Source organism: Mitsuaria sp. RG, assembly GCF_028369275.1.
GTDB lineage: Bacteria > Pseudomonadota > Gammaproteobacteria > Pseudomonadales > Pseudomonadaceae > Aquipseudomonas > Aquipseudomonas peradeniyensis.
Genome location: NZ_JAQMYQ010000072.1, coordinates 1 through 20,961 on the forward strand (window position 1 = coordinate 1; position 20,961 = coordinate 20,961).

At 67.2% G+C, this 20,961-nt stretch carries 20 protein-coding genes; 3 read left to right on the forward strand and 17 right to left on the reverse strand.

Going from position 1 to position 20,961, the window contains the following annotated elements:
• Positions 1-83: 83 nt before the first annotated feature.
• The 15 genes from paaZ to paaF form a co-directional block, all read right to left on the reverse strand.
• Positions 84-2,132 carry a phenylacetic acid degradation bifunctional protein PaaZ gene (gene paaZ / locus POF53_RS24860; protein ID WP_498969910.1) on the reverse strand — a complete coding sequence of 683 codons (2,049 nt, stop codon included), beginning with the start codon at positions 2,130-2,132 and terminating at the stop codon, positions 84-86.
• A gap of 25 nt (positions 2,133-2,157) precedes the next feature.
• The gene (locus POF53_RS24865) at positions 2,158-3,390 is read right to left on the reverse strand and encodes an OprD family porin (RefSeq protein ID WP_232856179.1); all 1,233 of its coding nucleotides are present in this window, start codon (positions 3,388-3,390) and stop codon (positions 2,158-2,160) included.
• A gap of 35 nt (positions 3,391-3,425) precedes the next feature.
• Complete coding sequence (locus POF53_RS24870; RefSeq protein ID WP_498969912.1) at positions 3,426-4,988, reverse strand: cation acetate symporter; 1,563 nt, start codon at positions 4,986-4,988, stop codon at positions 3,426-3,428.
• The gene (locus tag POF53_RS24875; protein ID WP_110736998.1) at positions 4,985-5,293 is read right to left on the reverse strand and encodes a DUF485 domain-containing protein; all 309 of its coding nucleotides are present in this window, start codon (positions 5,291-5,293) and stop codon (positions 4,985-4,987) included. The genes POF53_RS24870 and POF53_RS24875 overlap by 4 nt, the downstream gene beginning before the upstream one ends.
• 171 nt (positions 5,294-5,464) lie before the next feature.
• On the reverse strand, positions 5,465-6,541 hold the full coding sequence (gene paaE, locus POF53_RS24880; protein ID WP_498969914.1) for a 1,2-phenylacetyl-CoA epoxidase subunit PaaE: 1,077 nt from the start codon (positions 6,539-6,541) through the stop codon (positions 5,465-5,467).
• 15 nt (positions 6,542-6,556) lie between these two features.
• Positions 6,557-7,081 carry a 1,2-phenylacetyl-CoA epoxidase subunit PaaD gene (paaD, locus tag POF53_RS24885; RefSeq protein WP_232856182.1) on the reverse strand — a complete coding sequence of 175 codons (525 nt, stop codon included), beginning with the start codon at positions 7,079-7,081 and terminating at the stop codon, positions 6,557-6,559.
• Positions 7,068-7,826 carry a 1,2-phenylacetyl-CoA epoxidase subunit PaaC gene (paaC, locus tag POF53_RS24890; protein ID WP_498969916.1) on the reverse strand — a complete coding sequence of 253 codons (759 nt, stop codon included), beginning with the start codon at positions 7,824-7,826 and terminating at the stop codon, positions 7,068-7,070. Before paaC ends, paaD begins: the two co-directional genes overlap by 14 nt.
• Positions 7,827-7,834: 8 nt before the next feature.
• Positions 7,835-8,116 (reverse strand): 1,2-phenylacetyl-CoA epoxidase subunit PaaB, encoded by a 282-nt coding sequence (gene paaB, locus POF53_RS24895; RefSeq protein WP_011533969.1) that lies wholly within the window; start codon positions 8,114-8,116, stop codon positions 7,835-7,837.
• A 28-nt stretch (positions 8,117-8,144) separates the two neighbouring features.
• The gene (gene paaA / locus POF53_RS24900; protein WP_232856184.1) at positions 8,145-9,134 is read right to left on the reverse strand and encodes a 1,2-phenylacetyl-CoA epoxidase subunit PaaA; all 990 of its coding nucleotides are present in this window, start codon (positions 9,132-9,134) and stop codon (positions 8,145-8,147) included.
• Positions 9,135-9,422: 288 nt separating this feature from the next.
• Complete coding sequence (gene paaK, locus POF53_RS24905; RefSeq protein ID WP_110737010.1) at positions 9,423-10,742, reverse strand: phenylacetate--CoA ligase PaaK; 1,320 nt, start codon at positions 10,740-10,742, stop codon at positions 9,423-9,425.
• 94 nt (positions 10,743-10,836) lie between these two features.
• On the reverse strand, positions 10,837-12,057 hold the full coding sequence (gene pcaF / locus POF53_RS24910) for a 3-oxoadipyl-CoA thiolase (protein ID WP_274235406.1): 1,221 nt from the start codon (positions 12,055-12,057) through the stop codon (positions 10,837-10,839).
• Positions 12,050-12,499 (reverse strand): hydroxyphenylacetyl-CoA thioesterase PaaI, encoded by a 450-nt coding sequence (paaI, locus tag POF53_RS24915; RefSeq protein ID WP_110737014.1) that lies wholly within the window; start codon positions 12,497-12,499, stop codon positions 12,050-12,052. Before paaI ends, pcaF begins: the two co-directional genes overlap by 8 nt.
• Positions 12,492-14,009: a 3-hydroxyacyl-CoA dehydrogenase PaaH gene (gene paaH, locus POF53_RS24920; protein ID WP_254463609.1), complete on the reverse strand. Its 1,518-nt coding sequence runs from the start codon at positions 14,007-14,009 to the stop codon at positions 12,492-12,494. The genes paaI and paaH overlap by 8 nt, the downstream gene beginning before the upstream one ends.
• A gap of 2 nt (positions 14,010-14,011) precedes the next feature.
• The gene (paaG, locus tag POF53_RS24925) at positions 14,012-14,806 is read right to left on the reverse strand and encodes a 2-(1,2-epoxy-1,2-dihydrophenyl)acetyl-CoA isomerase PaaG (protein WP_254463611.1); all 795 of its coding nucleotides are present in this window, start codon (positions 14,804-14,806) and stop codon (positions 14,012-14,014) included.
• A gap of 31 nt (positions 14,807-14,837) precedes the next feature.
• Complete coding sequence (paaF, locus tag POF53_RS24930; protein ID WP_203646643.1) at positions 14,838-15,611, reverse strand: 2,3-dehydroadipyl-CoA hydratase PaaF; 774 nt, start codon at positions 15,609-15,611, stop codon at positions 14,838-14,840.
• A gap of 341 nt (positions 15,612-15,952) precedes the next feature.
• Here paaF and paaY point away from each other — a divergent pair, with 341 nt between their 5' ends.
• Entirely contained in the window at positions 15,953-16,552 is a 600-nt protein-coding gene (paaY, locus tag POF53_RS24935) for a phenylacetic acid degradation protein PaaY (RefSeq protein WP_203646641.1), read from the forward strand.
• Positions 16,553-16,611: 59 nt separating this feature from the next.
• Complete coding sequence (gene paaX / locus POF53_RS24940) at positions 16,612-17,535, forward strand: phenylacetic acid degradation operon negative regulatory protein PaaX (RefSeq protein ID WP_110737025.1); 924 nt, start codon at positions 16,612-16,614, stop codon at positions 17,533-17,535.
• 174 nt (positions 17,536-17,709) lie between these two features.
• Here paaX and POF53_RS24945 read toward each other — a convergent pair whose 3' ends face one another.
• Positions 17,710-19,293, reverse strand: a complete 1,584-nt coding sequence (locus tag POF53_RS24945; protein WP_254463613.1) for a rhodanese-related sulfurtransferase — start codon at positions 19,291-19,293, stop codon at positions 17,710-17,712.
• Positions 19,290-19,892 (reverse strand): cysteine dioxygenase family protein, encoded by a 603-nt coding sequence (locus POF53_RS24950; RefSeq protein WP_254463615.1) that lies wholly within the window; start codon positions 19,890-19,892, stop codon positions 19,290-19,292. The genes POF53_RS24945 and POF53_RS24950 overlap by 4 nt, the downstream gene beginning before the upstream one ends.
• A 110-nt stretch (positions 19,893-20,002) precedes the next feature.
• Here POF53_RS24950 and POF53_RS24955 point away from each other — a divergent pair, with 110 nt between their 5' ends.
• Positions 20,003-20,899, forward strand: a complete 897-nt coding sequence (locus POF53_RS24955) for a LysR family transcriptional regulator (protein WP_254463617.1) — start codon at positions 20,003-20,005, stop codon at positions 20,897-20,899.
• The last annotated feature ends 62 nt before the right edge of the window (positions 20,900-20,961 follow it).

The following is a 20,961-nucleotide window of genomic DNA, read 5'->3' on the forward strand; positions in this document are numbered from 1 at the left end:
AGGGTCGCAAAGCGACCCCAGTAATCGCAAGACCTTGAAAGGGATGGCCGCCTATCGCCAAGCCCCTCGCAACACAACCACGCTCACCGCTTCACCACCAACGTCAAGATGTCATAACTGGCCACCAGCTCACCCAGCTGGTTGGTCACCTCCACATCCCACGCCACCACCCCTTGCGCCTGCCCCTGCGGACTGGTCTTGCCCTGGTCGATCTTGCGCTTGCAGGTCAAGCGCGCCTGGATGGTGTCGCCGATCCCCACCGGGGTAATGAAGCGCAGGGTGTCCAGGCCATAGTTTGCCAGCACTGGCCCTTCGCCCGGAGAAACAAACAACCCGGCCGCCGCCGACAGCACGAAGTAACCGTGGGCGATGCGCTTGCCGAACTGCGACTGCTTCGCCGCGATCTCGTCGAAGTGCATGTAGAAGTGATCGCCCGACAGGCAGCCGAAGTTGACCAGGTCGGCCTCGGTCACGGTGCGGCGGTGGGTCAGCAGCGATTCGCCGATGCGCAGGTCGTCAAAATGACGGCGGAACGGGTGCACCTCGGTCTCGATCACCTCGGCGCCGCGCACGTATTCGCCGGTCACCGCCATCAGCATGCTCGGCGAGCCCTGCACGGCGGCGCGCTGCAGGTAGTGCTTGACCGCGCGCAGGCCGCCCAGCTCTTCACCGCCGCCCGCACGGCCTGGGCCGCCGTGCTTGAGCTGCGGCAATGGCGAGCCATGGCCGGTGGATTCCTTGGCCGCCTCGCTGTCGAGCACCAGCAGCCGCCCGTGCCAGGCCGCCGCCACCGGAATGGCCTTGGCCGCCACGGCGCGGTCGGCGGTGACCAGCGATGCCACCAGGCTGCCCTTGCCGCGGGCGGCCAGGGTCAGGGCTTCGTCGAGGTCGTCGTAGGCCATCAGCGTGCTCACCGGGCCGAACGCCTCGATATCGTGGGCGCCGCCCTCGGCATGCGGGTCGCGGGCCAGCAGCAGGGTCGGGGCGAAGAACGCGCCCTCGGCCACGCCATCGCCGACCGGGGTGAAACCGTCACTGGCCCCCAGCAACTGCTCGCAGCTGTCCAGCAATTGGCGCACGCGCTCGCCGACATCGCGCTGCTGGTCGTGGGAGGCCAGCGCGCCCATGCGCACACCCTCGACCGCAGGATCGCCCACCACCACCTTGCGCAGCCGCTCGCGCAGGCGGGTGGCCACCGCGTCGATGTGCCTGGCCGGGACGATGGCGCGGCGGATCGCCGTGCATTTCTGCCCGGCCTTGGTGGTCATTTCCCGCGCCACTTCCTTGATGTACAGGTCGAACTCCTCGCTGTCTGGGCTCACGTCCGGGCCGAGGATGGCGCAGTTCAGCGAATCGGCCTCGGCGGTAAAGGGCACCGAGTTACGTATCAGGTTCGGGGTGACGCGCAGCTTGGCTGCGGTGTCGGCGGAGCCTGTGAAGGTCACCACGTCCTGTCCCTGCAGACGGTCGAGCAGATCGCCCGTGCTGCCGATCACCAGTTGCAGGCTACCGGCCGGCAACAGGCCCGATTCGTTCATCAGGCGCACCACGGCTTCGGTGAGGTAGCTGGTTGAGGTGGCGGGTTTGACGATGCACGGCATGCCGGCGAGGAAGGTCGGGGCGAACTTCTCCAGCATGCCCCAGATCGGGAAGTTGAAGGCGTTGATGTGCACGGCCACGCCTGCGCGCGGCACCAGGATATGGCTGCCGGCGAAATGGCCTTGCTTGCCCAACGGGATCGCCGGCCCTTCATGCACCAGGTTGCCCGACGGCAGTTCGCGCCGGCCCATGCTGGAATAGGCGAACAGCGTGGCGTTGCCGCCCTCGATGTCGATCCAGCTGTCAGCGCGGGTGGCGCCGGAATGGTGGGACAGGGCGTAGAGCTGCTCCTTGCGCTCGGCCAGGTACAGCGCCAGGGCCTTGAGCCGGGCGGCGCGCTGCTGGAAATCCATGGCCAGCAGCTGCTTGAGGCCCTGGGCCCGAGCGAAATCCACGGCCTCGGCGAAGTCCGGGCGTTCTTCGTGGCTGTAGGCCAGGATATGGCCATCCAGGGCGCTGCGCAGGGCCTGGGCGCCGTGCTGGCCGATCCAGCGGCCGGCGATGAAGCTTTGCAGGGTAGGGGCGGCGGACATGCTGTTCTCCTTTGAAGGGGCGCGGTTACCACAGCGCCAGGGTGTAGCCGATGATCAGGCGGTTCTCGTCCACGGCATTGGTCAGGCCGTTGCCGGAACGGAAAGTGACGTTGCGCCAGCGCAGGCTGACGTCCTTGAACGGGCCGCTCTGGATGACGTAAGTGATGTCGGTGTCGCGTTCGCGCTCGCGGCCATTGCTGAGCGTGGCGGTTTCGGCGTGGCGACCGTCGGTGTAGCGGGTCATGAAGCTCAACCCAGGTATGCCCATCGCGACAAAGTCGTAGTCGTAGCGCACTTGCCAGGAGTCGAGCCCGGCGCGGGTGAAGGTGTTGTAGGTGACCAGGTTGACGGTGTACGGATCGCCGCCGTTGAGGAACGGAAAGGCGCTGTCACCGGACATCTGCTGCCAGGTGGCGGTGAACTTGTGGGCCTTCACGCCCAGGGTGAACATGGCGTTGAAGTTGCGGTTGTCGATGCGCCCGGCGCGCTCGGCGCCGTCGCCGCGGCTGTCGAAGTAACGCAGGTCGCTGCGCAGGCTGACACCTTCGGCCAGGGGCTGGGTATGCAGCAAACCGACGTATTGCTGGCGGTAGATGTCTTCGAGCTTGGCGTAGTAGTAGCTGACGCTGGCCTGCGGGGTGATGGCGTAGCTGCCGCCGCCGAAGTCGAAGTGGTCGCTGCTGGCGGCGCCGTAGCCGATGTCGTCGCGCCCGGAGGAGTCGCGCAGGTTGGCCTTGGTCAGGCGGCCGCCGTTGAAGGTCAGGCCGTCCAGCTCCTGGCTGGTCAGCAGGCCACCCTGGAAGGTCGAGGCCAGCAGGCGGGTGTCGTTGTACACCACCACCGGCAGGATCGGCTGCAAGGTGCCCAGGCGCAGGGTGCTCTTGGACACCCGCAGCTTGCCGGTCAGGCCCAGTTCGCTGTAATCGTCCACCGGTTCCAGGCTGCGTGGCCCGTAGGGCAGCAGGCCGGTGTTGCGCCGGTCGCGGCTGGAGTCGAGCTTGATGCCCAATTGGCCCATGGCGTCCACCCCGACGCCGACCGGCCCCTCGGTGAAACCCGATTCGAAGCGGGCGGTGAAGCCCTGGCCCCATTCCTCGGCCTTGCTCTGCGGGGCGTTGCCCTGGCGGAAGTCGCGGTTGATGTAGTGGTTGCGCAGTTCGAGGCGTGCGTGGCTGTCAGCGATAAAGTCCGCCATGGCCGGCAAGGGCAGGGCGAGGGTGGCCAGCCAGGCGGCTGACTTGAGGTGCGTGCGGTTCATTGTTGTTGTACCCGACATTTTTATTGTTCTTGAGGTCAGTGCTTGCTGGCGCCGGCGGCGCCGATACCGGTCATCGAGCGAATGAACTGGGCCAGGTAGCGCCCACGTTCTTCGCGCGCCCGCTCCGAGCTGTCAGTGACCGAGAAGGCCCAGGCGGCGAGGAAGGCCAGCGACATGGAGAACAGCGCCGGGTTGCTGTAGGGGAACAGCGCCCGCTCGTTGTGCAGCACGTTGACCCACACCGCCGGCCCCAGCACCACCAGGACGATGGCCGAGACCAGCCCGGCCAGGCTGCCGCCCACCGCGCCGCGAGTGGTCAGGCCTTTCCAGAACATCGAGAGCAGCAGCACCGGGAAGTTGACCGAGGCGGCCACCGCCAGCACCAGGCCAGAAAGGAAGGCGATGTTCTGCGACTCGAACAGCAGCCCCAGCAGCACCGCGAACAGGCCGATCCCCAGGGTGGCCAGGCGCGAGACGCGCATCTCTTCCTGCTCGCTGGCCTGGCCCTTGCGCACCACGCAGGCGTACAGGTCGTGGGACACCGCCGAGGCACCGGACAGCGCCAGGCCCGCGACCACGGCGAGGATGGTGGCGAAGGCCACCGCCGAGATGAAACCGAGGAACAGGTTGCCGCCCACCGCCTGGGCCAGGTGCACCGCGACCATGTTGCCGCCGCCGATGATCGCCCCGCTGGCGTCGCGGTAGGACGGCTCGGTGCCGACCATGACGATGGCGCCGAAGCCGATGACGATCAGCAGCAGGTAGAAATAGCCGATGAATCCGGTGGCGTAGAACACGCTCTTGCGCGCTTCCTTGGCATCGCTGACGGTGAAGAAGCGCATGAGGATATGCGGCAGGCCGGCCGTGCCGAACATCATGCCCAGGCCCAGGGAGATGGCGTCCACCGGGTTTGACAACAGCGCTCCCGGAGCCATGATCGCCTGGCCCTTGACGTGCACGGCCACGGCGCTGGCGAACATCGCCTCGGTGCTGAAGCCGAAGTGCCTGAGCACCATGAAGGCCATGAAGGTGGTGCCCGACAGCAGCATCACCGCCTTGATGATCTGCACCCAGGTGGTGGCGAGCATGCCGCCGAAGGTGACGTACAGCACCATCAGCACGCCCACCAGCATCACCGCGTACAGGTAGCTGATGCCGAACAGCAGCTCGATCAGCTTGCCGGCGCCGACCATCTGCGCCACCAGGTACATCAGCGCCACGGCCAGGGTGCCGAAGGCCGAGGTCAGGCGCACCGGGGCCTGGGCCAGGCGGTAGGAGACCACGTCGGCGAAGGTGTACTTGCCCAGGTTGCGCAGGCGCTCGGCGATCAGGAACAGGATGATCGGCCAGCCGGCCAGCACGCCCAGGGCGTAGAGCAGGCCGTCGTAGCCGTTCATGAACATCATCGCCGAGATGCCGAGGAAGGAGGCGGCGCTGATCATGTCGCCGGCGATCGCCAGGCCGTTCTGCATGCCGGTCAGGCCGCCGCCGGCGGTGTAGAAGTCGCTGGCCGAGCGGGTGCGCAGGGCGGCCCAGCGGGTCACCAGCAGGGTGAAGCCGACGAACACCAGGAACATCGAGATGGCGGTCCAGTTCATCGCGCGCACTCCTGCTTGACCACCTCGTTGAGCGGGTCGATGACGCGGTTGGCGCGGTGCATGTAGATGCCGGTGAGGGCGAAGGACAGCAGCACCATCAGCACGCCCACCAGCATGCCGACGCTGGTCACCCCGCCGCTGAGTGACTGGCCGAGCACGCCGGGGGCGAAGGCCACCAGCAGGACGAAACCGTAGTAGGCGACGAGCATGGCCAGGGTCAGCGAGCCGTTGAGGCGGCGCTTGCGCTGGATCAGTTGCACGAAGGCGGGGTGCTTGCTGATGGATTCGAGGTGTTCGGGTGTCATGGGGAGCGTTCTCTCTGGCTGTTGTAATTGTTTTTTCAGGTCACGCGGGTGTTGCCGGTATCTGTGTTGGCTTCTTCGCGGGTAAACCCGCTCCCACAGGGACGGCGTTGGTCTTGAGGGCGCCGATGTACCTGTGGGAGCGGGTTTACCCGCGAAGCAGGCGACGCGGTGCTAGAGCTGATCGAAATCGAGCACCACCTTGTCGCTCAACGGGTAGGTCTGGCACGACAGCACATACCCGGCCGCCACTTCGTAGTCCTCCAGGGCATGGTTGCTGTCCATCTCCACCTCGCCCTCGATCACCTTGCACTTGCAGGTCGAGCACACCCCGGCCTTGCACGACCAGGGCAGTTCGGCGCCGATGGCGTTGCCGGCCTCGAGCACGCTGCGGGTGTTGTGCGGCAGGTCGAAGGCCAGGGCGCGGCCGTCGCTGATCACGGTGACGTGGCTGACCGCCGAATCCACCTGGCGCGCCGCCTCGCGGGCTTCGCGACGGGCCTCTGCACCGGCGGCGGCGAACAGCTCGAAGTGGATGCGCTCCCTGGTCAGGCCATTGGCCTGCAGGCTGTCGCGCACGGTCTCGGTCATCGCCTGCGGGCCGCAGATGAATGCCGCATCGAGTGACTTCACGTCGAGCCAGCGGGCGAACAGCTGGCCGCACTTGTCGGCGTCGATGCGGCCGTTGTACAGGTCGACATCCTGCTGCTCGCGGCTGAACACGAAGATCAGGTTGAGGCGGTCGAGGTACTGGTTCTTCAGGTCTTCCAGGCGATCGCGGAACAGCGCGCTGTTGCTGGCGCGGTTGCCGTACAGCAGGGTGAAGCGGCTGTGGGGTTCGCAGGCCAGGGTGGTGGCGACCAGCGACAGGATCGGGGTGATGCCGCTGCCGGCGGCCACGCCCAGGTAGTGACCTCGGCGCGCCGGGTCCAGCGGCACGAAGAAGCTGCCCGACGGCGGCATTACCTCGAGCTGCTGGCCGGCCTTGAGCACTTCGTTGGCGAAGGCCGAGAAACGACCGCCCGGCACGCGTTTGACCGCCACGCGCAATTCGCCGTCCTGCACCGCGCTGCAGATCGAATAGGAGCGGCGCACTTCTTCGTCATCCAATCGGGTGCGCATGACCAGGTACTGGCCCTGGGTGAAACGAAACTCATCGTGCAGGTGCGCGGGCACGTCGAAGGCGATGGACACCGCGTCGCGGGTCTCCTGGCGCACTTGCTTGACGGTCAGGCTGTGAAACTGGCTCATGGCGTTCTCCACGGCTCAAAGGCATTTGAAATAGTCGAACGGCTCCAGGCACGCACGGCAGCGGTACAGGGCCTTGCAGGCGGTGGAGCCGAACTGGCTGAGCAGTTCGGTATCACTACTTGCGCATTGCGGGCAGCACACCGTGGGCGAGGCCCCGCGCAGGCTGGCACTGCCGACGGGCGGTGCGATGCCGTAGGCGCGCAGGCGCTCGCGGCCCTGGTCGCTGATCCAGTCGGTGCTCCAGGCCGGGGTAAGCCTGCGCTCCAGCGCGGGCTCGGCGAACCCGGCCTGTTCCAGCGCCTGGCGGATATCGCCCTCGATCACCTCGGTGGCCGGGCAGCCGGAGTAGGTCGGGGTGACCACCAGGTGCAAGTGGCCGGCGCGCCAGTCGAGGTCGCGCACGACACCTAAGTCGACCACGCTGACCACCGGTACCTCCGGGTCCATCACCTCGGCCAGCACCGCCCAGGCCTGGGCCAGGTCGCCGTCGCGCAGGGCGCGGGCGCCGCGGTCACCCGCGATCAGCTCACCAGGTCGCATCGGGGTAGGCTCGCGGCAGGAACTGCATCTCGGCCAGCAGCAGGCCCAGGTGCTCGGTGTGCAGGCCCTTGCGCCCGTCCAGGTAGAAGTGGCTGGCGGCTTTGGGCAGCGGCAGCTCGACCGAGGCGAAGATCGTTTCCACCGTGGCGTGCCAGCGCTGGGCGACCTGCGCCGGGTGGGCGGCGATGCCGGCCCGGGCCAGTTGCACTTCGCTGTCGCTGGCGACCGTCAGCTCGACGGTGAAGCGCCACAGCACGGGGATGGCCTCGAGCATGCGCTGGCGGCTCTCTTCGGTGCCGCCGCCCAGGCGCTGCACCCACTCGCCGGAGCGGCGCAGGTGGTAGGTCACCTCCTTCAGGGCCTTGGCGGCGATACCGGCGATGCGCTCATCGTTCGAGGCACACAGACCGTCAAGTACAGCGTGGTGCCAGGCGTCGTAGAGGAACTGCTTGAGCATCGTCACGGCATAGTCGCCGTTGGGCTGTTCGACCAGCAGCAGGTTGCGGTAGGCGCGCTCGTCGCGGCGGAAGACCAGGGCGTCGGCATCGCGGCCGTCGTCCTGCAGTTCGGCGGCATAGTCCAGCCAGTTGCGCGCCTGGCCGACCAGATCGAGGCCGACGTTCATCAGCGCCAGTTCTTCCTCCAGCGCCGGAGCCTTGCCGCACCACTCGCACAGGCGCTGGCCCTGGACCAGGGCGCTGTCGCCGAGCAGCAGCAGGTATTGAATCAATGCTTGCTTGTGCATGGCGCGCCTCACATGTGTCCGACTTCGGCCGGCAGCTCGTAGAAGCTGGCGTGGCGATAGACCTTGTCATCCGCCGGGGCGAACAGCGGGTCCTTCTCGTCGGGGGAGGAGGCGGTGATCAGCGCCGAGGGCACCACCCACAGGCTCACCCCCTCGCTGCGGCGGGTGTACAGCTCGCGGGCATTCTCGATGGCCATGGCGGCGTCGGCGGCGTGCACGCTGCCGACGTGCTTGTGGTTCAGGCCGTGCTTGCTGCGCACGAAGACTTCGAACAGGGTCCAGACAGACATTGGGGGTATCTCCGCATCATTCGCCGCTTCAGGCGGCGTTCTTGTTCTGTTGCTTGCGGGCATAGGCCACGGCGGCCTCGCGCACCCAGGCACCGCTTTCGATGGCGTTGCGCCGGGTGGCCAGGCGTTCCTGGTTGCACGGGCCGTTGCCCTTGATCACTTCGTAGAACTCGTCCCACTGGATCTCGCCGAAGTCGTAGTGGCCACGGGCCTCGTTCCACTTGAGCGCGGGGTCCGGCGCAGTGCAGCCGAGCAGTTCGAGCTGGGGCACGGTCTGGTCGATGAAGCGCTGGCGCAGTTCGTCGTTGGTCTGGCGCTTGATCTTCCAGGCCATGGACTGGGCGCTGTTGGGGGAATGCTCGTCGCTGGGGCCGAACATCATCAGCGCCGGCCACCACAGGCGGTCGATGGCGTCCTGGACCATGTCCTTCTGCGCCTGGGTGCCGTGGCGCATCATGGTCAGCAGCAGCTCGTAGCCCTGGCGCTGGTGGAAGCTCTCTTCCTTGCAGATGCGGATCATGGCGCGGGAGTAGGGGCCGTAGGAGGTGCGCTGTAGCACCACCTGGTTGACGATCGCCGCGCCGTCCACCAGCCAGCCCACCGCGCCCATGTCGGCCCAGCTCAGGGTCGGGTAGTTGAAGATGCTTGAGTACTTGGCCTTGCCACTGTGCAGCCTGGCGATCTCTTCGTCGCGGTCGGCGCCGAGGGTTTCCATGGCGCTGTACAGGTACAGGCCGTGGCCGGCTTCGTCCTGGATCTTGGCCATCAGCTGCAGCTTGCGCTTGAGCGACGGGGCGCGGGTGACCCAGTTGCCTTCCGGGAGCATGCCGACGATTTCCGAGTGGGCATGCTGGGAGATCTGGCGGATGAGGGTCTGGCGGTAGGCCTCGGGCATCCAGTTCTTGGCTTCGATCTTTATTTCGGCGTCGATCTTCTCCTGGAAGGCGCGCTCTTCGGGCGACATCTCCTCCAGGGATTTGAGGCGCTTGACGCCGGTTTCTACGAGCTGTGCATACATGTTCAGGCTCCCGGTTGTGGGCTGCTTGGGGCGTGGGTCATTTATAAGCGATACAAAACACAACATCAAACAGTATTTGATGTATCGAATAGTATTTGTGTGTCGCATTGGGATTGTCGGGGCTGCTGCGCAGCCCTTTCGCGGCACAAGGCCGCTCCTACAAGGGGGAATGCGATCTCCTCTGTAGGAGCGGCCTTGTGCCGCGAAAGGGGCGCAGAGCGCCCCCAGCTTTCTAAAGGCCAAAAAAAGCCCCGGACCATGCCGGGGCTTCCTTCTCAGCGCTTGCCGTCAGCCAGCCAACCGCTTGTCATACACATGACAAGCCTTGCCCTCCGAACGTTTCAGCGTGCCGCAAGGCTGCAACTGGACCTGCGTGCTGATACCGATATAGGTCTTGATCTGCCGCGCCAGCTCGCCCACCACCTGCTTGCGCTGGCCCTCGTCGAGGTACTGGCTGTCGCTGCGCAGTTCCACATGCACCTCGACGCTGTCGAGGTTGCCATTGCGATACAGATGAATCTCATACAACTCTGAAAGCTGTTTTATCTTGAGCACCTGTTCCTCGATCTGCGTGGGGAACACATTGACCCCGCGGATGATCAGCATGTCGTCGCTGCGCCCGGTGATCTTGCCAATGCGCCGCATCGGCCGCGCCGTGCCGGGCAGCAGGCGGGTCAGGTCACGGGTGCGGTAGCGCACCATCGGCAATGCCTCCTTGCTCAACGAGGTGAACACCAGCTCGCCAAGCTGGCCGTCCGGCAGCACGTCGCCGCTGACCGGGTCGATGATCTCGGGGTAGAAGTGGTCCTCCCAGATGGTCGGGCCGTCCTTGGTCTCGAGGCATTCCATGGCCACGCCCGGGCCCATGATTTCCGAGAGCCCGTAGATGTCCAGCGCATCGATGCCCAGGCGTTGCTCGATGGAGCGGCGCAGTTCGTCGGTCCAGGGTTCGGCGCCGAAGATGCCCAGGCGCAGCTTGAGGTCGTGCGGGTCGATGCCCTGGCGCTCGATCTCGTCGGCCAGGTTGAGCATGTACGACGGCGTGACCATGATGATGTCGGGCTGGAAGTCGCGGATCAGCTGCACCTGCTTCTCGGTCTGGCCGCCAGACATGGGGATCACCGTGCAGCCCAGGCGCTCGGCACCGTAGTGCGCGCCCAGGCCGCCGGTGAACAGGCCGTAGCCATAGGACACATGCACCTTGTCGCCACGACGCCCGCCAGCGGCGCGGATCGAGCGCGCCACCACGTTGGCCCAGGTGTCGATGTCGTTCTGGGTGTAGCCGACCACCGTCGGCTTGCCGGTGGTACCGCTGGAGGCGTGCAGACGCACCACCTGGTCCTGGGGCACGGCGAACATGCCGTAGGGGTAGTTGTCGCGCAGGTCGTTCTTGCCGGTGAAGGGGAATTTCGCCAGGTCGTCCAGCGACTTCAGGTCATCGGGGTGGGCGCCGCAGGCGTCGAAGCGCTGGCGATACAGCGGCACGTTGGCGTAGGCGTGGTTCAGGCTCCAGCGCAGGCGATCCAGCTGGTGCTGGCGCAGCGCGTCGAGGCTGGCGGTTTCCATCGGGTCGAGCAGGGCGCGGTCGGCATCGTGGTAGAGGTTCATGGTTTCACTCGAGTTGTTCTTGTCGTGGGCCGAAGCCCTGAGTGTCATGGCAGGCAGCATACTGCCCGCGTCGCGTGGCGTCTCTGGCGGCTGATCAGAGGCGTTCGAGCACCAGGGCGATGCCCTGGCCGACGCCGATGCACATGGTGCACAGGGCATAACGCCCGCCGGTCTGTTCCAGCTGGTGCAGGGCGGTGGTGACCAGCCGTGCGCCGCTCATGCCCAGCGGGTGGCCCAGGGCGATGGCGCCGCCGTTGGGGTTGACCCGGGGATCGTCGTCGGCCAGGCCCAGCTCGCGCAGCACGGCCAAGCCCTGGGCGGCGAAGGCTTCGTTGAGTTCGATCACGTCCATGTCGGCCAGGGACAGGCCGGTCAGTTCCAGTACCTTGCGGGTGGCCGGCACCGGGCCGATGCCCATGAGTCGCGGCTCGACGCCCGCCGCCGCGAGGCCAAGCACCCGGCCGCGAGCCTTGAGGCCATGTCGCCGGGCTGCCGTGGGGCTGGCCAGGAGCAGGGCGCAGGCGCCGTCGTTGACCCCCGAGGCATTGCCGGCGGTGACGCTGCCGCCCTCGCGAAACGGCGTGCCCAGGCGCGCCAGTTGCTCAAGGGTGGTGTCGCCCCGTGGATGTTCGTCCTGCTCGATACGCTTGGCCGGGCCTTTGCGCTGGGGGATCTGCACCGCGACGATCTCCCGGGCCAGGCGGCCATTGGCCTGGGCGGCGGCGGCCTTGAGCTGGCTGCGCAGGGCGAAGGCGTCCTGGTCCTCGCGGGAGATGGCGAAGCGCTCGGCGACGTTCTCGGCGGTCTCGGGCATCGAGTCGATACCGTAGTGCGCCTGCATCAGCGGATTGACGAAACGCCAGCCGATAGTGGTGTCGAACAGCTGCGCGCTGCGGCCGAAGGCCTGTTCCGACTTGCCCATGACGAAGGGCGCCCGCGACATCGATTCGACGCCGCCGGCCAGCATCAGCCCGGCCTCGCCGCAGCGCAGGGCGCGGGCGGCGTTGCCGATGGCGTCCAGGCCCGAGCCGCACAGACGGTTGAGGGTGGTGCCGGGCACCTCGATCGGCAGCCCGGCCAGCAGGCCGGCCATGCGCGCGACGTTGCGGTTGTCTTCGCCGGCCTGGTTGGCGCAGCCAAGGATGACATCGTCCACGGCCGCCCAGTCCAGCTCCGGGTGGCGCGCCATCAGTGCCTTGATTGGCACCGCAGCGAGGTCGTCGGGGCGCACGCTTGCCAGGGCGCCGCCATAGCGACCAATGGGCGTGCGCACGGCATCGATGATCAGCGCGTGGGGCAGGGTGGCGTCAGTCATGGGAGGTCTCCGGCGACAGCACGGTGCCGCGCACTTTGTAGGATTTGCCGTGGAACAGGGCGATCAGCTCGCCCTGTTGGTTCTCGATGCGCACGTCGTAGTTGCCGGTGCGGCCCTTGCGGCTCTGCTCGCTGGCGGTGGCCAGCAACTGATCGCCCAGGCGTGCCGGCGCCACATAGTCGATGCTGCAACCCAGGGCCACGGCGGCTTCATCGTAGCTGTTGCAGGCGAAGGCGAAGGCCGAGTCGGCCAGGGCGAACAGGTAGCCGCCGTGGCAGGTGCCGTGGCCCTGGAGCATGTCGGCGCGCACGCGCATGCCCAGCCGGGCGCTGCCTGGGCCGGCGTCGAGCAGTTCGATGCCCAGGCCCTGGCTGGCGGCGTCGCGGGCGAACATGGCCTGGGCGCAGGCGCGGGCCAGGGTGTGTGCGGATTGCTCAGTCATGCAGGCAGCCTCCTTCGGCGTGGGTGCGGCGCAGCAGCAGGGACGGGCGATAACGTTCCTCGCCGTAGCTGCGTTGCAGGTTGTCGAGCACGTTCAGGGTGTAGCCGACCCCCAGGTCGTCGGCCCAGGCCAGCGGGCCACGCGGGTAGTTGACCCCGGCGCGCATGGCCAGGTCGATGTCGCCGGGCGTACCGACGCCTTGCAGCACGGCGTCGGCGGCTTCGTTGGCGAGCATGGCCACGGTGCGCAGCACCACCAGGCCGGGCAGGTCGGCCACCGGGCAGGCGCTCAAGCCGGCCCGGGCGAGCAGGTCGACGGCCTGGTCCAGGGCCTCGGCACTGCACTCGGCGCCGTGGCTGATGGCCAGGCGCGTGGCGCTGGTGTAGTCCAGGGCCAGGTCCAGCAGCACCAGGTTGCGCAAACCGTCCTCGCGGGCGCGCTGGCTGGCCAGGCGACCATCGGACAGCGCCAGGGTGGCATCCCCCACCCGCAGCAGGCCGCCGCCAGCGCGCTCGGTGACGTCGATACCCTTGGCGCGCAGGCGCTCGACCAGGGGCCGCAGGACACCGAGGTCACCTTCCACCGTGCAGCGCTCGACAGGCGCCTGGCTGGTGAGTGCCGCAGGCGCTGGCCGCTCGGCGCCTTCAGCGTAGCTATAGAAGCCCTGGCCGGTCTTGCGCCCGAGGCGCCCGGCGTCGACCAGCTCTTTTTGCACCAGCGATGGCTGGAAGCGGAAGTCGCCATAGAACGCCTCGAACACCGAGCAGGTCACCGCGTAGTTGACGTCATGGCCGATCAGGTCGGTCAGCTCGAAGGCGCCCATGCGAAAGCCTCCGGCGTCGCGCAGCAGGGCATCGAGGGTGGCGCAGTCGGCGGCGCCTTCTTGCAGCAGGCGCAGGCTTTCGGCGTAGAAGGGCCGAGCCACGCGGTTGACGATAAAGCCTGGCGTCGAACGGGTGTGCACCGGTTGCTTGCCCCAGTTGCGGGCGGTGTCGTACAGGGTGCTCGCCAATGTCGGCGCCGTGGCCAGTCCGGACACGACCTCCACCAGCGCCATCAGCGGTGCCGGGTTGAAGAAATGCATGCCGATCACCCGTTGCGGGTGCCGGAGCCCGGCGGCAAGGCTGGTGATTGACAGTGACGAGGTGTTGCTGGCCAGGATGCAGTCGTCGGCGCACCGGGCTTCAAGCTGGCGCAGCAGCTCCTGCTTGATCGGCAGGCTTTCGACGATGGCCTCGATCACCAGGCGGGCATCGGCCAGGTCGTCGAGGCTGTCGATCGGTTGCAGGCGAGCGCGGATGGTGCTGCGGGTGTCGGGGGTAAGCCTACCTTTCTCCACCAGCCGGCCGAGCTGCCGGTCGATACCCTCGATAGCCTGCGCGGCGGCGCCGGGACGGTTGTCATACAGGCGTACCGGGTGGCCGGCCTGGGCCGCCACCTGGGCGATGCCGGCACCCATGGCGCCGGCGCCGATCACTGCCACCAGGGCGTCGTTGTCGAGTGCGGCCATGGTCAGCGCCCCCTGAACACAGCTGTGCGTTTGTTCATGAAGGCGCCGACGCCCTCGCGGTAGTCCTCGCTGCGCCCAGCCAGGCGTTGCAGGTCGCGCTCCAGTTCCAGCTGTTGGTCGAAGCGGTTGTCGAAACTCTGGTTGAGGGCACGCTTGATCAGGGCCAGGCCATAGGTGGGCTGGGTCGCCAGGTGGCGGGCGAGCTTGAGCGCTTCGTCGCGCAGCGCGGCATCGTCCACCACCCGGTGGATCAGCCCCCATTGCTCGGCCTGCTCGGCGCTCAGGCGCTCACCGAGCAGGGCCAGCGCCTTGGCCCGGGCCATGCCGACCAGGCGCGGCAGCAGCCAGGTGCCACCGGAGTCCGGCACCAGGCCGATCTTGCAGAACGCCTGGATGAAGCTTGCCGAGCGCGCCGCCAGCACCAGGTCGCAGGCCAGCGGCAGGTTGGCGCCGGCGCCGGCGGCCACGCCATTGACCGCGCAGATCACCGGCAGCGGCAGGTCGCGCAGACTGCGCACCAGCGGGTTGTAGAACTGCTCGATGGACTGGCCCAGGTCAGGCAGCTCGGCGCCGGGGGCGACATTGCGGTCGGCCAGGTCCTGGCCTGCGCAGAAGCCACGGCCTTCGCCGGTCAGCAGCAGCACCCGGGCGGTTTCGCTCTGGCGCACCTGCTTCAGCGCCTCGCGCACTTCCAGGTGCATGGCGCTGTTGAAGCTGTTGAGCTGCTCGGGCCGGTTCAGCGAAAGCAGGGCGACGCCGTCGTCGCCGATGGAAAACAGGATGTGCTGGAAGGACATGACTGGCTCGCTCCGTCAGTCGGTGGAAGGCTTACAGCCCTTGGAATCGGGCCGGGCGTTTGGCCTGGAAGGCGCGGATACCCTCGTCGCGGTCGGCGGTGCCGGCCAGCAGGGTGAAGGCGTGGCGTTCGAAGCGCAGGCCACAGGCCAGGTCCATGTCCTGGGCCTTGAGCAGCGCCTCCTTGGCCAGGCGCACCGCCAGCGGTGCCTTGGCGGCGATGGCGGCGGCCACCTGCAGGGCACGCTCTACGGTGAGTTCGGGCTGGGTGACTTCGCCGACCAGGCCTGCCTGCAGGGCGTGACGCGCGTCGATGGCTTCGCCGCCGAGGACCATCTGCATGGCCAGCGGCTTGCCCACGGCGCGCAGCAGGCGCTGGGTGCCGCCGGCGCCGGGGATGATGCCGAGGTTGATTTCCGGCTGGCCGAAACGGGCGTCGCTGCCGGCGATGACGATGTCGGCGCACATCACCAGTTCGCAGCCACCGCCGAGGGCGAAGCCGTTGACGGCGGCGATCAGCGGTTTGCCAAAGCCGGCGATGCGCTGCCAGTGGGCCACGCGCGGGTCGTTGAGGATGCCGACCAGGTCGCGCTGGGCCATTTCGTTGATATCGGCGCCGGCGGCGAAGGCCTTGCGGCTGCCGGTGATGACCACGGCGCGGATCTGCGGGTCCTGGTCGGCGGCGTCCAGTTCTGCGGCCAGCTCTTCCAGCAGCGCCGTGTTCAGGGCGTTGAGGGCTTGCGGGCGGTGCAGGGTGATCAGGCGGACGCCGTCCGCCGGGGCCTGCACGATGAGGTTGCTTGGCATGGGGGTACCTCAGGCTGCACGTTCGGCGCCGGCTGGGGCCGGCTTTTCTTGGAATTGTTCGTGGTGCTGGGGCAAGTATATGTTCAAAGTGATACGTAAAATCAACATTGAAATTGTAATTGCGTATCTATAGTTGAGCCGATCGACGCTATCGCGGGGCAAGCCCGCTCCCACGCTGTCTCGCTGTTGTAGCCATTTGTGGGCGCTGGCTTGCCCAGCGATTAGGTCATCACCGTGCTGACGCTTTGTGAGGAAAGCGATACACCAGCAAGGCATTGACTAAGTGATTTGATCTGATACAGGATCACCGGGTCTTCTGAATCATATCGAGCACCCAGCCCATGCCCTGCTATCGCCTCGACGGCCTGACCCCAGTGGTTCATCCCAGCGCCTACGTACACCCCAGCGCCGTGCTGATCGGCGACGTGTTGATCGGCCCCAACTGCTACATCGGCCCCCTGGCTTCGCTGCGCGGCGATTTCGGGCGAATAATCCTGGAAGAGGGCGCGAACCTGCAGGACACCTGCGTGATGCACGGTTTCCCCGGCGCCGACACGGTGGTCGAGCGCAACGGCCATATCGGCCATGGCGCCGTGCTGCACGGCTGTCGGATAGGCGAGGACGCCCTGGTCGGCATGAACGCGGTGGTCATGGACGGCGCGCATATCGCCCCACGCTGCATCGTCGCCGCCACGGCCTTCGTCAAGGCGGGATTCACGTGTACGGAACAGTGCCTGGTGGTCGGCGCGCCGGCCGAGGTCAAGCGCCCGATCAGCGACCAGGAGCTGGCCTGGAAACAGCGCGGCACTGCCGAATACCACAGCCTGGCCCGGCGCTGCATGACCGCGCTGGTGGAGTGCCCACCGCTGACCGCGCCCGAAGCGGACCGCCCACGCATGTGCGACTCCGGCTTCCGGCCCAAGGCCGAGGGCGGCGCATGAGCCTTGCGCGGTCGCGGCAGGCAGGTATAGTCGAGGCTTTAGCCGCGCCTCGTTCCCCCATGAGCAGCCTTGCCCCCCTGAACCACCTGATTACCCGTTTCCAGGAGCAGACGCCGATCCGCGCAAGCTCCCTGATCATCACCCTGTATGGCGATGCCATTGAACCCCATGGCGGCACGGTCTGGCTGGGCAGCCTGATCAACCTGCTGGAGCCGATGGGCATCAACGAGCGGCTGATCCGTACCTCGATCTTCCGCCTGACCAAGGAAGGCTGGCTGACCGCCGAGAAAGTCGGCCGGCGCAGCTACTACAGCCTGACCGGCACCGGTCGGCGGCGTTTCGAGAAAGCCTTCAAGCGCGTCTACAGCGCCAGCCTGCCGGCCTGGAACGGCGCCTGGACCCTGGTGCTGCTGGCGCAGCTCGACGCCGGCAAGCGCAAGGCCGTGCGCGAAGAGCTGGAATGGCAGGGCTTCGGCGCCATGGGCACGAACCTGCTGGGCTGCCCGCGCACCGACCGCGCCGACCTCGCCGCGACCCTGCGCGAGCAGGACGCCGAGGACGACTGCATCGTCTTCGAAACCCACGCTCAGGAAGTGCTGGCCTCCAAGGCTCTGCGCGCCCAGGTGCGGGAAAGCTGGAACATCGAGGAGCTGGGCCAGCACTACAGCGAGTTCATCCGCCTGTTCCGCCCGCTGTGGCAGGCCATGAAGGACCTCGAGGCGCCGAGCCCGCAGGACTGCTTCCTGGCGCGCACGCTGCTGATCCATGAATACCGCCGCCTGCTGCTGCGTGATCCGCAACTGCCGGACGAGCTGTTGCCGGGTGACTGGGAAGGGCGCGCGGCGCGGCAGCTGTGCCGCAACCTGTACCGGCTGGTGCAGGGCAGGGCGGAGGAATACCTGGCCTGCGCGCTGGAAACGGCGGATGGGCCGTTGCCGGATGCCAACGAGAGTTACTATCGACGCTTTGGCGGGCTTGGCTGAGCGGCACCTAACTGATGGGTTCAGCAGGGACCTGTAGGAGCGGCTTTAGCCGCGAACACCGGCAAAGCCGGTGCCATCCACCGCGTCGCTTGCTTCGCGGCTAAAGCCGCTCCCACAGGGTGCGCGCCAGCCGCGCAATCGACAGCACAGGGCCGATAGTCGGGTGTTTTTTCTTCAGATCACAAAGAACCCATGGGTCCCATCCCGCCCCAACTGGTCCACCAACCCGAACTCCCAATCCAGATACCCCTGCATCGCCTCCCGCGGATTGTCGGTGCCTTCATAGGGACGTCGATAGCGATCGATGCGCGGCGCACCCAGACGCTGTTCGCCTTGCTCAGTAGGCAGTCCCTCGGCAATCCAGGCGCTGTTGCCGCCCTCGAGCACGAACACCGACTTGCCGCTCAGCGCCGCCACCTCCGGCGCGGCATAGCGCGCCAGCTGGCTTGAGCCGCAGGTGAGGACAAAGCGCCGCGCTCCGGACAATGACGCCAGCACCTCCTTCAGCTGGCTGCGCAGCGCCCACACCGCGCCAGGAATATGCTGCCTGACATGGTTGGCGCTGGTGGTGAAGTCCAGCACCTGGGTATCCGGCTCCGATAGCCAGTCGGCGAGGCGGGCGGGGCTGATGGTCTCGGCCTGGGCCGGCACCGGCACGGGCGCGACCCAGGCACCGGTTTGCGTGAAGTCGTCCGATGACAACCCATCGAGCACCGCCACCTCCCAGCCCATCTGGGCCAGCCACGACGCGCTCATGTTGGCGCGCACGCCGTCGTCGTCTACCAGCACCAGGCGGGCGCCGCGTACACTGGCGACATGGTCGGTCTCCTGCACCAACTGGCCGCCGGGCGTGGAGCGGGCGCCGGGCAGGTGGCCGAGGGCAAACTCCTCGGGCGTACGCACATCGAACAGGTAGGTGGTGCGCTGCGCTTCGGCCTGCCATCGGCGCAGGCCTGCCAGATCGATGCGCGCCACACCGGCACGGTCGGCCACCTGGCGGGCGCGTTGCGCGGCGCTGTCACGGGTGGCGGCGGTCACGGCGCGGAAACGGCGCGACTGGCCTTGCTCCAGGGTTTGCCCGGCGAGGGTCCAGCCGATGGTGCCGTTGCGCAGGGCCGCCACCGGGTTGGGAATACCGGCATTGACCAGCGACTGGGTGCCGATGATGCTGCGGGTGCGCCCGGCGCAGTTGACGATCACCCGGGTGGCCGGATCGGGGGCCAGCTCCGCCACGCGCAGCACCAGTTCGGCGCCGGGCACGCTGATGCCGCCGGGGATGCTCATGGTCTGGTATTCGTCGAAGCGACGGGCATCCAGCACCACCACATCGGCGTTGGCGTCGAGCAGCGCCTTGACCTCGTCGGCAGCCAGCGAGGGCGTATGGCGCTCGGCCTCCACCAGCTCGCCGAAGGCCTTGCTCGGTACATTGACATCGCGGAACAGTTCGCCGCCCGCTTGGCGCCAGCCAGCCAGGCCGCCTTCGAGCAGCGCCACGTCGGTGTAGCCGAGAGCGAGCAGGCGCTGCGCGGCGGTCGACGCCAGGCCTTCGCCGTCGTCGTAGACGGTGAGGGGCGTGTCGCGCCGTGGCACTCGGGCGTAGATCTCAAGCTCCAGGCGTGACAGCGGCACATTGGCGGCGAACAACGGATGGGCCTGGGCGAACGGGTCTTCCTCGCGGACATCGAGCAAGGCCAGCTCCTGGCCGGCGAGGAGGGCGGTGCGGATAGCGTGGTAGCTGCGGTGGGTGGCCTGGCTCATGCGCGGTTCTCTTTCGTCAGATCCCAGAGGTTGGGCAGGTGGCTGTTGGAATAGCCGGAAATGAAGGGCTTCTCTGTGCCCTCGGCGGTGTACACCGCACGCCGCACCGCGCCGATATTGGCGCCGTAGACATGGATGCTGATGGAGGTGCGGTCGGCATGGGCGTTGCGCACCTGGTGCAGGTCGCCGATGCGCGGCGACACCGCGATCACCTGGCCGGGCTCCAGTCGTTCGGCCGGCCCCTCCTGCTGCAGGCCATCCTGCGCCAGGGCATAGCCCTGGCTGATCTCGCTGCCGCGCAGCATGCCGATCAGCCCCCAGGTACGGTGGTCGTGCACCGGGGTTTCCTGCCCCGGCCCCCAGACGAAACTGACGATGGAGAAGCGCTGGCTGGAATCGGCGTGCAGCAGGTATTGCTGGTAGCGCTCCGGGTTGGGCCGGGCGTAGTCGTCCGGCAGCCAGTCGTCGATACTGACCAGGTCGCGCAGCAGCCGCGCGCCGTGGTCGAGCAGGCGCGGCTCGTCCGGCGCCTGGGCGAGGAGGTCGGCCAGCTCGCCGATGAAGCCGCGTAGCCGTCCGAGGTTGGGCGTTTGAGACATGGGTTCCCTCGATGTCCATGAGATGAGGCAGCGCCGGGCGCTACCGTGGCGAGGGAAAAGGTATTATTCTTGTTGCGTATTTTTCCAGATATTTATTATGCGAATTAAGAATGAAGATAGATGATATCGATGCATTCGTGGCCGTCATCCGCAGCCAGTCCATCAGCCAGGCGGCCGAATCGCTGCGCCTGACCCAGCCAGCCATCACCCGTCGGGTGCAGAACTTCGAGGAGGCCCTGGGCGTCAGCCTGCTGGACCGCAACACCAAACCGCTGAAACCCACGCCCATGGGCATGCGCGTCTACGAGCAGTGCCGGGCGGTGCTGCGCGAGATGGACGCGCTGCGCGAGCTGGTGCTGAGCGACTCTTCGCCCAGCGGCGCCCTGCGCCTGGGGGTGCCACAGACCATCGGTGACGTGGTACTGCTTGACGCCCTGAGCCAGCTCAAGGCGCTGTACCCCGACCTGCAGACCCAGGTCGCCACCGGTTGGGGCAGCCATCTGCTGGGCAAGATGGAAAACGGCGAGCTGGACGCCGTGGCGGCGCTGTTCCCGGCCGGCAAGGTGTTCCCCGAGGGCATCGTCGGCCGTTCGCTGGCGCGTATGGACCTGGTGGTGGTGGCCGCCCGTGGCGAGGTGGGCAAGCGCAGTTGCAAGCTCGCCGACTGCTACCAGCGCGGCTGGGTGCTCAACCCCGACGGCTGCGGCTTCCGTGCCGGCCTGCAGCGGGCGTTGAACGACGAAGGGCTGTCGCTGCGGATCAACCTGGAGACCTTCGGTACCGAGTTGCAGTTGGGCTTGATCGCCAATGGCCTGGGCTTCGGCCTGGTGCCGCGGCCGTTGCTGGACAACAGCCGTCATCGCGAGCGCCTGGAGATCGTGCAGGTGAGTGACTTCAAGCCGGTGATTGACCTGTGGCTGATTTATCCGCGTTTTCTTGGGAATTTGCAGGCGCCGGTGGCGTTGTTTGGCGAGACGGTGGCGCAGCGGGTGGTGAGTCAGGGGTGAGGTTTTGGGTTTTGATCGTGTTTAGGCGAAGAGGTGCCTGGCGATAGCCTTGCAGCGCCTAC